This is a genomic window from Paenibacillus sp. FSL R7-0189, from assembly GCF_037969925.1.
Taxonomy (GTDB): Bacteria; Bacillota; Bacilli; order Paenibacillales; family Paenibacillaceae; genus Paenibacillus_AQ; species Paenibacillus_AQ odorifer.
The window spans coordinates 6,624,658-6,637,342 of sequence record NZ_CP150223.1 but is presented as its reverse complement, the minus strand read 5'-3'; the positions used below and the strand labels follow the sequence as shown (position 1 = coordinate 6,637,342).

Below are 12,685 nucleotides of genomic sequence, written 5' to 3'. Positions count from 1 at the left end.
GGTTAGGCTTTGCTTGCACGACGGCGGAACATTTGTCCGATAACTTCACTCAGTACCAGTCCAGCCGCAATTGCGCCAGAGAGCATTAATGCCCGAACAGCGATTTCTACAGCCAGATTATAGTTCTCTTCCACAAATCTGCGCATAGCATCGTAAGCAAGGCCACCCGGAACAAGTGGGATAATACCGCCTACACTAAAAATAATAACCGGCATTTTGAAGGATCGGGCAAACAACTGGCTGACGATGCCCACAACTACAGTAGCTGCAAACGTAGCAACAACAGGCCCACACTCTACATCAAGGATCACATACACCATCCAGCCTACCATTCCAGCAAAACCACACTGCAGTAGAGCGCGCTTAGGCGCATTAAATAAAATACAGAAGGTTGCCGCGGCGATAAAACTGGTTATAAGTTGCAAAATCATGAAGGGCTAACCTCTTTCACATGGAGAATTAAAATAGTGATAGTACAAGCCCAATGCCTGTACCGATTGCAAAAGCAGTTAGAAAGGCATCGGCTCCTTTGGATATGCCTGAGACCAGATGACCGGCCATCAGATCACGAACGGCATTTGTAATGAGTAGACCGGGTACTAGAGGCATCACGGAGCCGATGATGATTTTGTCCATTTCTTGACCTATACCCAGCTTTACAGAATAGAAGGCTAGAAGTCCGATCAGGAAGGAAGCAGAGAACTCTGCAAAAAATCTAGTCTGCACAAGACGATGCAGGTAGATAACCGCAGCATAACCTAACCCGGAAATCGGCAATGCGGGGAGAGCATCCCACAAGCTGCCTTTAAACATAACGGTGAAGCAAGCGCCGGTAAGTGCCGCAGCTATGATTTGCAGCCATACCGGATACGCATGTGCGGCATCATCGACCTCTCCTAATCGTGTCCGAGCTTCCTCGGCTGTAATCTGACGCTCGTTCAGACGCCGCGAGATATCATTAACCTCCGAGACTTTCTGCAGATCTGTGGTTCGCTCGGCAATCCGATATAACTTAACGGGTTCCGTTCTATTTGTGGTGAACATAATAACGGTTGGCGTCACATAACTGTGTGCCCCTGGAAAACCGAGAGAAGCAGCCATACGTGTCATTGTATCTTCTACTCTGTAGGTTTCTGCACCGTTTTGCAGCATGATCTTGCCAGCAAGAAGACAGAGATCAACGATTTCATAATAGGTAGTGTTAGTGTTGCTCGTGCTTTCCAACTTCTCCGGTCCTCCCCTGGAATGTTACATATCTATGTGTATATACTTATGATTGTCGCTTCATTGTGTGAAAATAACAACCTCAATATAGCATTATAAACGATATGGGATATATTTTAATATAGTTTAAGAAATAAAATGTATAAAGATGCACTGTTTATTTATAGTGCCCGCCAATTTTTCCGGATCTGTCCTTAAGTTGTCCGGCATCTGTGAACGATGCGGCGCGTCCAATGATCGATTCTCCGTATTTATTCTTCAGCGCATCAGTGGCCCGTTCGAGCTCGCGGTAGCGGGGGCGCGACTCAAATAAGGTTAGCTGATATTGGCTTTCGTCAGACAGATTGGACAGGCTTAGATGAATTCGGCGCACAGGCTGACCTTCCCAATGCTGTTTGAAAAGAGCGAGGGCGGCCTCGTATACCAGCTGGGTTGCATTCGTAGGATCGCTCATCGTAGTCTGCCTCGAGAAGCCGCTGGGGTCATCAAAGCTGGCGCCTTGGCAGCCAACAGACACGACTGCACCATGCACCTTTAGTTTGCGGCTGCGCCTGCACACCAGCTCTGAGAGCTCCAGAATGATGGTCTTGATCTCTTGCAGTGTATAGTAATCCCGTGGCAGTGTCATTTGGTGCCCGACGCTCTTGGGTGCTACTTCATAGGTAGCGGGACTTACAGGGCTATCGTCGATGCCATTGGCAATTCGCCAATACAGCTCGGCATCGATATCGCATTTTTTATGGAATTTCTCCCGCATGCGCCATTTCAGCTCGCTTAGCGGCATCTGTGCCAAATGGCCTATCGTTGTGAGGCCCATGCTTTGGAAGTGCGCGGACATGCGGCGGCCTACCATAAACAACTCACTAATGGGCAGCGGCCAAAGTACATCTGGAAGCTCTTCCTGAGTGAGAGTAAATAGACCTTCCGGGTTCTTCTTGGCCCACAGGTCGCAAGCCATTTTGGCGGTAACCTTGGAATAACCTATACCGATACGTGCGCGCACACCTGTATTTCTGCGGATTAAGTCCTGAATGGTCGCAGCGATCTGTCTTGGGCTTCCGAATAAGCTGAGGCTGCCGGTGATATCAATAAACTGCTCATCGATGGAATAAGGTTCTACGAGGTCACTGAATTTGCGTAGAATGTCCGTGATTTGGGAGGAAACATCGATATATTGCTGCATATGCGGTCTGACGACGATTACTTCGGGGCATTTCGCGAGTGCTTCCTTCAAGGTCTCGGCGGTAGTAATGCCAAAAGATTTGGCTAACGGACAAGCGGCAAGCACAATCCCGCTTCGTCTAGCCGGATCTCCGGCGACAATAAGCGGTTTGTTGCTATATTGCGGATTAGAGGCCTTCTCCACGGAGGCGTAAAAGCTCTGACAATCGGATAACAAAATAACACGCTCTTTATTCATAGATTCACACTCTCCAGGTGAGGTAGAGATACGGTAGATGATTTTCTTATTATTATAATACGAACATATGATCGTGTATATTCATATTTTTTTCCATTTCTCTTCAGTCTCCAAGGTGCAGAGACCTGTGGCCACACCCCCAGCGATAATCGTGAGGATGGAGTGGAAGAAGGTTTCTTTGGAAATCAGGAGTCCCCCCGCGCCGATAATTATGAAATCTGTCAAAAAAATGATGAGTCCAAGATTAAGCGGGAGATACCTTTTGATATATTGAGCAAGCAGATCCGTTCCGCCTGTACTGGCTTTGAACCGCAGCATAAGCCCAAGACCCGTTCCCATTAAAAAACCGCCAATAATGGCGCTGGAAATGGAGCCGAACTCAAAATAATACAGAAAGTGGTACTGCAAAGGACCGAGAAGCTCAATCAGAAACGATGAGGTCAATAAACCTAATACACTATTGAAAAAGATATCGCGTTCCTTCAGCCAGGCTAACAGGAAAATCGGAAAGCTGCAGAGAAGGACAGCTATACCGATTTTGGCATCGGATAAATAATTGATGATGAGGGCTATTCCTATTATTCCCCCATCTAGGATTTTATATGGGACAAGAAAAAAATTAGTTGCTGCTGCAATGAGCAAGCTTCCGATCAGGATGATCGCGTATCTTAATAATGACTGCATATTTAACATCTCCACATTAAAGGCATGTCTTATAAATATGCTTGTCACTTCCAAAAAATTGCAGTGAAGCAAAAAAACTGATTTCGGGCCTAATCATGCGGACCCAGGAGACCCTATTAGGTAGATTCAAGGCATTTTTTCGAGCTAACGGACCCAGTTGCAGCTATTCTCTCAAATATGGTTCAATTGCGGGCAAATTATGGGCAATAAGAGTTATGCAGTCCGAAACTTCCGCATAATAGGTGGAAAATCACAAATAGGTGCAGTGTGTTCCGTTAAGCTCAACAGACGTTAAGTTACTCTCACCAATACATTATGCGAGATCCCACCCACAAATAGGTGCAGTGCGGTCCGTTAGCTAAACAGACATTAGAGTAACTCACCGCCCAGCCTCCATGCGGACCCAGGAGCCTCTATTAGGCAGATACAAGGCATTTTTTCGAGCTAACGGACCCAGTTGCAGCTATTCCCGCAAATGTGGTCCGATTGCGAGCAAATTATGAGCAATAAGAGCTATACAGTCCGAAACTGCCGCAAAATGGACGGAAAATCACAAATAGGTGCAATAGGGTCCGATACGATCAAGATCGAGCAAAAGGTAGCTGATTTCGAGACGTAGACAGCTAGGTTATGCAACAGGTAACAAATTCTGCGCACGGAGTAGATAGGTTAAGCCATAGGTATCTAATTCCGCACGGAGTAGATAGGTTGAGTAACCGGTAGCTATTTCCGCACAGTGTAGATAGGTTAAGCCATAGGTAACTAATTCCGCACGGTGTAGATAGGTTGAGCCATAGGTAGCTAATTCCGCACGGAGTAGATAGGTTGAGCTATAGGTAGCTAATTCCGCACGGTGTAGATAGGTTGAGCCCTAGACAGCTAGTTTAAGCACTGGGCAGCACGTTTAGGAGCAAATTTGGCAGGCGGCGTTCTTTTCAGCAACTGTTCGGACTCAGTTGCTCTTATTTCCATGATTCCGCTCATTTTGTCACACTATCGGACTCGGTTGCAGCTATTCGCTCAAATGCGCTCCTTCTCTGCGCAAATCAAGGGCAATAAGAACTATACAGTCCGAAACTGCCGCAAAATGGGCCGAAAATCACAAATAGGTGCAATAGGGTCCGATAGGATCAAGATCGAGCAAAAGGTAGCTGATTTCGAGATGTAGACAGCTAGGTTGTGCAACAGGTAACAAATTCTGCGCACGGAGTAGCTAGATTAAGCCATAGGTAGCTAATTCCGCACACGGTATAGATAGGTCGAGCTATAGGTAGCTAATTCCGCACAGTGTAGATAGGTTGAGCCCTAGACAGCTAGTTTAAACAATGGGTAGCACGTTTAGGATCAAATGAGGCAGGCAGTGTTCTTTTTAGCAACTGTTCGGACTCAGTTGCCCTTATTTCCATGATTCCGCTCGTTTTGTCACACTATCGGACTCAGTTGCAGCTATTCCTACAAATGTGGTCCAATTGCGGGCAAATTATGGGCAATAAGAGCTATACAGTCCGAAACTTCCGCAAAATGGACGGAAAATCACAAATAGGTGCAATCCGGTCCGCAACGGGGAGTGCTATGAATGGATGATTAAGCAGACGCGTCTCCGGGGGATACAGAGAGTAGTGTGATGGCTATACGGTGAGTTACTTGCTGATAAGCTTTGGAGGGTCGAGCCGCATAATCAGCGTTGACCTATGGTAAGTATGAGTGCGCCACGCCTAGGAAGGTAAACTGGTAAAATTATTGCAAGAAGCAAGAAGCAAGAAGCAAGAAGCAAGAAGCAAGAAGTAAGAAGTAAGAGCAGCAGAAGGATTTAGGACGGATCACGGGTACACAATAAATGTGCCAATCGGAGTACTGCTCCATCACAATAGTTACCTAAGTTTCTCCGAGCTAGAGGAGCATCTCGCGTCCAATTAATCCAAAGCTGATCACGTAAGCCAGCAGCACAGAAGAAAGCCAGCCTCCCACAAGAAAGCTACAGCATCGCATTAACAACGAAAACAGCACGCCTCCATTATGAGACGTGCTGTTTTTGCTGTTATCGGGAATACCGCTTGCGGAAGCGAAGCGGAGAGATTCCGATCTGCTGAGTAAAGCGACGAGAGAAGTAGGCGGTGCTCTCGAAACCGATACGTTCTGCGATCGCAGCTATAGGCATCTCTGTCTTAAGCAGAAGCAGCTTGGCCTGTTCCAAACGGTAATCCGTTAAATACTCCATCGGAGTCAGTCCATATACGCGTTTCATGCAGCGGGCAAGGTAGTTATAATGAAAATGCAGCGCATCCGCCAGAGAGGCATTGGAGAGAGGCTCCGCATAATGATTGCGGATATAAGTCTCTGTCTTCTCGGCAATCTCTACCGCATGACTTTCTGAAGTATCATGCTGCGCTAGATCCATCATCCGCAGCATTTCTTCAAAAATCCTTTGCTGCTCCCAAACTGCACTGGAACGTCTTCCAGTGGACAGCTGTAAAAGCTTCTCAGCTTGTCCACTCCGTTTAAAGGGATCAGGAAGGGGACCAAACTGCGGGATGCGAATGGTATATGGATGAGTAAGAAACTGCCGGAAATGTGTCTCTCGGTTGATATACACAGGCTCGCCTTCAGAGCTTGACCAATCTGCGAGGGTATGAAAATGAATCCAAATAAACGAAGTCAGCTCCTCGCAAGACTTAACGGAATAATGATAGCGGTCAGGCAGCAGAAGCAGCGTATGCCCAGCCGCAACCTCCCATTGATTATGCTCTTCACCGATAAATAGGCAACCTTGCTCTACAATAATCAGATCAAATAAGCCGATATGGCTTCTATTTGGATGCTGCTCTCCGGGTTGATAAACAGTGTGATTGCATTCCAGAAAATATGGAAAAGGCGGCGCTGCGAAATGTACATAGGAAGGACTCACTGTGTTCTACCTCTCTTTTTATCGTAGTCCGAGCTCAAATTGTCCTTGGAAATAGGAGTGTGAAATAGTACAAAAAAGGGGTTGCTTCTGATTATAGTTTTTATCTATTGTACGCTCTATAATTGTAATTAGCGAGTATAAAATAAGGCTAAGGGGAAGATGATGATGAATAAAACGATCCAGGATCAGCAAGTTGTAAAAGATCAATCCGTTAGCATTAAAGATGATTTCTGGGGAAGTTATATAAAGCTGGTACAGGATGTTGTAATCCCGTATCAATATGAGGCATTGCACGACAAAGCAGCGGGAGCTGAGCCCAGTCATGCCATTGCTAACTTTGAGATTGCTGCGGGCCGGAAGAGCGGCGAATTTTACGGCTGGGTTTTTCAAGACAGTGATGTAGCCAAGTGGCTGGAGGCCGTAGGTTATTCCTTAAGCATCAAACGTGATCCCGAGCTGGAGCGTCAAGCGGATGAAGTGATTGACCTCGTTGGAGAAGCGCAGCAGGAAGACGGGTACTTAAATACTTATTTTACGATAAAAGAACCCGGCAAACGCTGGACTAATCTGAACGATTGCCACGAGCTGTACTGTGCTGGGCATTTCATTGAAGCCGCCGTTTCTTACTATGAAGCTACAGGCAAAAGAAAACTGCTCGACATCATGTGCCGAATGGTTGATCATATCGATTCTGTGTTTGGTCCGGAAGAAGGAAAAATGCGGGGATTTGATGGTCATCAGGAGATTGAGCTTGCGCTCGTTAAGTTGTATCGGCTCACAGGTGAGGAGCGGTATTTGAAGCTCAGCAGCTTTTTTATTAATGAGCGAGGTCAACAGCCGAATTTCTTAAAGCAACAATGGGATAATCTGGGGAGTATCAATTTTTTCACAGGTCAGAAGGAGAATTTAGATTTAAAATATTACCAAAGTCATCTTCCGGTAAGAGAACAGGAAGTGGCTGTAGGACACGCTGTGCGTGCGGTTTATATGTATACTGCTATGGCTGATCTAGCCGCACTTACGGGAGATGATACCCTTCGCGAAGCATGCGAGAGACTGTGGAATAACATCACTACTAAGCAAATGTACATTACTGGCGGGATCGGATCTACGCATCGGGGTGAGGCTTTCACCTTCGATTATGATCTGCCTAACGATTCGGTGTACGCAGAGACTTGTGCATCTATTGGGTTGATCTTTTTTGCACAACGGATGCTGAGAATATCGCCGGATGCACGTTATGCCGATGTCATGGAGCGGGCGCTTTATAACAATGTGTTGGGTTCGATGGCACAGGATGGTAAGCACTATTTTTATGTAAATCCACTGGAAGTATGGCCTAAGGCATGTAGCTGCAACCCAGATAAACATCATGTGAAGTCCGAGCGTCAAGGCTGGTTTGGCTGCGCTTGCTGTCCTCCGAATGTGGCGCGTCTGCTGACTTCGCTTAATCAATATATCTATACGATCCATGGTGATACGCTCTATACGAATTTGTATATTGGCAGTGAGCTGACAACAAAGCTGGGTGGAACAGATGTTGCAATTCAGCAAGAGAGTAACTATCCATGGGAAGGTACAGTCTCGTTGAAGATTAATCCTGCAGCGGAAGCAGAGTTTGGGATTGCCTTGCGGATTCCATCTTGGAGCCAAGGTATGGAGATCAGAGTCAACGGTGAAACAATGAATACTGCTGAGAACATCGAGCAGGGATACCTCGTTATCCGGAGACTGTGGAGAGCAGGAGATGTAATCGAAGTGCATGACCCTATGGAGGCACATCGTATCTACGCACATCCGAATTTGCGTGCAGATGCTCAAAAAGTAACGATTCAGCGTGGACCTCTTGTGTATTGCCTTGAAAGTATAGATAATGGTGAGCCTTTAAGCTCAATTTCTTTAAAAGAAGGCAGTGAACTTACTGCGGCTTTTGATGAGACATTGCTCGGCGGCGCTGTTGTTGTCGAGGCAGAGGGGCTGCGTGTAGATAAAGAGGGCTGGAGTGGTGGACTTTACAGTAGAGTAAAAGCACCAGTTCAAACTGTTAAGGTTAAGGCAGTTCCGTATTACTTATGGGGAAATCGTGGCAGTGGTGAAATGAAGGTATGGATTCCGGAAGCCAGCGTTTAAGTTATCGGTAGACATAGATCTCGGGAATGACTGTGTTTTATCAGTATTTTCCAAGGGGGACAGCTGTAATTTACAGTCTGTCCTTTTCTTTTTGCAAAAAGGAGAACACACGCGAAATGGCGAAATTAGAAGAAACATAGAAATATTCTTAAATCCTATAAAAGTGGAGGCGGGCTATATTTATAATCATGCTCCAGAGGGTTATACTTGTCCCTTTTGTTTGTTGGTTTCGGGCATTGAAAATGAACATGTGCGTTCTAAGCAACGGATATTATTTATAAAGATCATTACATAACGGCTTTTATTGCTTCTCATTGGTATCCGAATAATGAAGGGCATGTTCTAATCATCCCTAATCAGCATATCGAGAACATTTATACATTGGATGTTGAAATTTCAAACCGGATACATGAGCTGGAGATTGAAGTTGCTAGAGGACTTAAAGAAGTTTATAAATGTGATGGCGTTTCTTCTAGACAACATAATGAGCCGGATGGCAGCCAAGATGTATGGCATTATCATCTACATGTGTTTCCAAGATATCATGCGGATAATCTGTATGGCACTTATGGGAAGTTATCGGATGAGACAGCAAGAAAAAATTTCGCCCAATTATTAAGCGGATATTTGAGCAACAATAAGAACATTGGGGCTTATTAAGTTGAGAGGGGGAGAAGTATGAAGCCAAACTTTTTCGAAAAAGTTATAGAGTCAGAAGAAGAGTTAAGGTCTTTATTTGGGTACCCAAGCGAATTGGTTAACAACAAAACCATAACTTTTATAGATCATCATTGCCGTGATTATATCTCAAAATCCCCAATGCTTTTTATGGCTACAAGCGGTTCGTCCGGTGCTTGTGATGTCTCTCCGCGCGGGGACGCAGAAGGTTTTGTTCACGTGTTGGATGATAAACATTTAGTGATCCCTGAACGCCCTGGGAACAGACGGTTTGATTCTTTGCGGAATATACTTGAGAACCCAAAAGTCGGTTTGATATTCATCATTCCCGGACTTGAAGAAACATTAAGAATAAATGGGCACGCGAGTATAGTTAAGGATGAAGAAATATTGAAACCTATGGAAGCGCATGGTAAAGTCCCGGTCATTGGAATAGGCGTGGAAGTTGAAGAATGTTATATGCATTGTGCAAAAGCCTTTAAGCGGTCACATTTGTGGGATGACGATTATTGGCTTGCGAAAGAAGTATTGCCTAATCCATCAAAAATACTGGCGCAGCATGCCCGCAAACTTGGAGTTACTCCAGAGGATATCTCGAAATCACTAAAAGAAAGCTATGAAAAACGGCTATATTAACATTTTTGACTTAGAAATGGAATGGGATTTGCCCTTCATTGTATGCTATATTTGATCTGGATAAGGCAACTGATCATTTTACAGATAATATTGGAGGCATCACAATGAGTAAACGTTATCGAATGACAAGAGCAATGCAGAATGATGGAGATTCAGCACCAACCCTATCTTTAGAAGAGTGTAAGCAATATTTCGCATCCAAACCTGATTTCACCTATACATCAGTTTTTACAGTAACAGGTGCCACTACCATGTCCATTGAGGGAGATTTCTTTATGTGGAGCTATGGTGATATAACAATCCCATTTAGACATTATCAGGGCGATATTTATGTTTCTGGCGCCAATGAAGCCGTGATTCCTAGAATGCTTGAGGTTGCGAGTGATTTAAGAGCAGATATTGTGGAAGGGTAAAAAAAGATGACCCCTGAATCCTTCAGGGGTCATCTACTGTTAATTTTTGATGCGCTCAATCGTTCAAACGAACGGTTGAGCGGATTTTTTTGTATTAACCCAGTTCTACAACTACTTGGTGTACAGCACCGTCTCCAACAGGAGTGATGATGTTACCTTCTACAGCTGCGCCATCCAAGGTAAGACTAGCTACACCTTTGGATACATGGTTCGGGTTCTTGATTTGAATCACATAAGTATCTCCACGGAAGACACGGGTGATTTCAAAGCTGTCCCACTCTGTAGGAATACAAGGATCGATCTTCAGACCATTGAAGTCCGCTTGAATACCAAGGATAGATTGTGTAATCGCTACATAGTTCCAAGCAGCAGTACCAGTCAACCAGGAGTTTTTAGCTTCCCCGTGGCGAACGGCATCTTTACCTGCGATCATTTGCGAGTATACATAAGGTTCAGTACGGTGAATTTCGCTGATATCCTCCAAGTAAGCAGGAGCAATTTTAGCGTAAATTTCAAACGCTCTGTCGCCATGTCCAAGTACAGTTTCAGCGATCATGATCCAAGGGTTATTGTGGCAGAAAATACCAGCATTTTCTTTGTAGCCCGGAGGGTACGTAGAAATTTCACCCAGGTTCAGATAGTACTTGGAATATGGTGGCTGTTGCAATACGATACCGTATTTAGTATCCAAATGCTCTTGCACGGAAGTCAGAGCTTTTTCAGCTTGACCATCTTCCACACCGATACCGGCCATAACACAGATACCTTGTGGTTCGATGAAGATTTTACCTTCTTCGTTTTCTTTGGAACCGATCTTGTCGCCATAGTGGTCATAAGCGCGCAGGAACCAGTCACCATCGAAACCGTGAGTCAGTGTGATTTCACGCATGTTGTCAATCTTAGCTTCTGCATCCGTAGCTACATCATTAAGTCCGCGCATCCGGCAGATTTCTGCATAGTCCGGTCCAACGAAGACGAACAGACCCGCGATAAATACGGATTCCGCTACGCGGCCTTCGATGTTGGCAGTAGTTTGGAAAGATTCGCCCGGCTCTGTAGAGAAGCAGTTCAGGTTCAAGCAGTCATTCCAGTCTGCACGGCCGATCAGCGGCAAGCCGTGAGGTCCGAGATTGTTAGTTACATGCTCGAAGGAGCGTTTCAAGTGCTCAAACAGAGTAGCTGTGTTATCCGGATTGCTGTCAAAAGGAACCTGCTCATCAAGAATCGAGGTGTCGCCAGTTTCTTTGATGTAAGCAGCTGTGCCAAGGATCAACCAAAGCGGGTCATCATTAAAGCCGGTACCGACTTCATTGTTACCTTTTTTAGTGAGTGGTTGGTATTGGTGATAGGCACTGCCGTCTTCAAATTGTGTAGCGGCAATATCGAGAATACGTTCTTTAGCACGTTCAGGGATTTGGTGCACAAATCCGAGCAAGTCTTGGTTAGAATCCCGGAAGCCCATACCACGGCCAATACCGGATTCAAAGTAAGAAGCGGAGCGGGACATGTTGAAGGTAACCATACATTGATATGGATTCCAGATGTTAACCATACGGTTCAACTTGTCGTCGCCACTTTGGATTTGATATTTGGACAACAGGTTATCCCAGTGTGCAGCCAGTGCAGCCAAAGCGGCGTCCACTTGAGCGTCTGTAGCAAATTGCTCGATCATAGCCTCTGCTGGTTTTTTGTTGATTACGTTCAGAGATTCCCATTTGTCTTCTTCTGGGTTTTCAATGTAACCAAGGACAAAGATGAAGCTTTGCTCTTCGCCTGGCTCCAGAGTAATGTTCAGGGCGTGCGATCCGATAGGGGACCAGCCGCTCGCTACGGAGTTAGTTGGTTCACCTGCAGCAACAGCTTGCGGGCTTTCCAGACCATTGTACATCCCTACGAAAGCTTCGCGGTCAGTATCAAAGCCGGCGATTTCTTTGTTAACAGAGTAGAAAGCGTAGTGGTTTCTGCGCTCACGGTATTCTGTTTTGTGATAGATAACAGAACCCTTCACTTCAACCTCACCAGTGCTGAGATTGCGTTGGAAGTTAGTCATATCATCTTGTGCATTCCAAAGACAGAATTCTGCAAAAGAGAATAGCTTAACGGATTTCTTCGCGGAACCCGTGTTTTTCACTACAAGACGATGTACCTCAGCATTATGACCCATAGGTACAAAAGCAAGCTGGTTTACAGAGATGCCGTTGCGTTCACCAGTAATGGAAGTGTAGCCAAGACCGTGACGGCATTCGTAGAAGTCCAGATCACGTTTTACTGGCATCCAGCCTGGAGTCCAGAAATCACCATCATCATAAAGATAGTAGTAACGGCCGCCAGCATCCATTGGGATATTGTTGTAACGGTAACGGGTCAATCTTCTGAGACGAGCGTCTCTATAGAAGGTATAGCCACCAGCAGTATTAGAAATAAGTCCGAAAAATTGTTCATTACCAAGGTAGTTAATCCAAGGGTAAGGTGTTTTTGGTGTGTTAATTACATACTCTTTACGAGTGTCGTCAAAGGTACCGAATTTCATGTGAGAAAGTCTCCTTTCGATTGTGAACGCGCGTTTATAAGTTTCAGGAAAAATTCCCTCGAGGG

At 45.4% G+C, this 12,685-nt stretch carries 10 protein-coding genes; 4 read left to right on the top strand and 6 right to left on the bottom strand.

All coding sequences use genetic code 11. The annotated features are described in order from the left end of the window. Nucleotides 1-2: 2 nt before the first annotated feature. From MKY63_RS29335 to MKY63_RS29315, 5 genes are all read right to left on the bottom strand, one after another. A complete protein-coding gene (locus MKY63_RS29335; RefSeq protein ID WP_036685970.1) occupies nucleotides 3-431 on the bottom strand; it encodes a threonine/serine exporter family protein in 429 nt (142 codons plus the stop codon). A gap of 28 nt (nucleotides 432-459) precedes the next feature. Further along, nucleotides 460-1,224 (bottom strand): threonine/serine exporter family protein, encoded by a 765-nt coding sequence (locus MKY63_RS29330; RefSeq protein ID WP_051491428.1) that lies wholly within the window; start codon nucleotides 1,222-1,224, stop codon nucleotides 460-462. Between the two features lie 157 nt (nucleotides 1,225-1,381). Next, nucleotides 1,382-2,644, bottom strand: coding sequence for a DNA polymerase IV (locus tag MKY63_RS29325; protein WP_036685972.1), 1,263 nt, complete (start codon nucleotides 2,642-2,644; stop codon nucleotides 1,382-1,384). A gap of 81 nt (nucleotides 2,645-2,725) precedes the next feature. Beyond that, a complete protein-coding gene (locus MKY63_RS29320) occupies nucleotides 2,726-3,328 on the bottom strand; it encodes a YitT family protein (RefSeq protein ID WP_038570150.1) in 603 nt (200 codons plus the stop codon). A gap of 2,038 nt (nucleotides 3,329-5,366) precedes the next feature. Further along, the gene (locus MKY63_RS29315) at nucleotides 5,367-6,233 is read right to left on the bottom strand and encodes an AraC family transcriptional regulator (RefSeq protein ID WP_036685980.1); all 867 of its coding nucleotides are present in this window, start codon (nucleotides 6,231-6,233) and stop codon (nucleotides 5,367-5,369) included. Between the two features lie 162 nt (nucleotides 6,234-6,395). On the opposite strand from MKY63_RS29315, the gene MKY63_RS29310 reads away from it, so the two are divergent. From MKY63_RS29310 to MKY63_RS29295, 4 genes are all read left to right on the top strand, one after another. After that, complete coding sequence (locus tag MKY63_RS29310) at nucleotides 6,396-8,363, top strand: beta-L-arabinofuranosidase domain-containing protein (protein ID WP_235219537.1); 1,968 nt, start codon at nucleotides 6,396-6,398, stop codon at nucleotides 8,361-8,363. Nucleotides 8,364-8,633: 270 nt separating this feature from the next. Further along, the gene (locus MKY63_RS29305; protein ID WP_305953612.1) at nucleotides 8,634-9,023 is read left to right on the top strand and encodes an HIT family protein; all 390 of its coding nucleotides are present in this window, start codon (nucleotides 8,634-8,636) and stop codon (nucleotides 9,021-9,023) included. Between the two features lie 18 nt (nucleotides 9,024-9,041). Next, nucleotides 9,042-9,677, top strand: a complete 636-nt coding sequence (locus MKY63_RS29300; protein ID WP_036685984.1) for a pyridoxamine 5'-phosphate oxidase family protein — start codon at nucleotides 9,042-9,044, stop codon at nucleotides 9,675-9,677. A gap of 104 nt (nucleotides 9,678-9,781) precedes the next feature. Further along, nucleotides 9,782-10,090, top strand: a complete 309-nt coding sequence (locus tag MKY63_RS29295; protein WP_036685986.1) for a hypothetical protein — start codon at nucleotides 9,782-9,784, stop codon at nucleotides 10,088-10,090. A 94-nt stretch (nucleotides 10,091-10,184) separates the two neighbouring features. Here MKY63_RS29295 and MKY63_RS29290 read toward each other — a convergent pair whose 3' ends face one another. After that, the gene (locus tag MKY63_RS29290; RefSeq protein ID WP_036685988.1) at nucleotides 10,185-12,620 is read right to left on the bottom strand and encodes a glycosyl transferase; all 2,436 of its coding nucleotides are present in this window, start codon (nucleotides 12,618-12,620) and stop codon (nucleotides 10,185-10,187) included. Nucleotides 12,621-12,685: the final 65 nt, after the last annotated feature.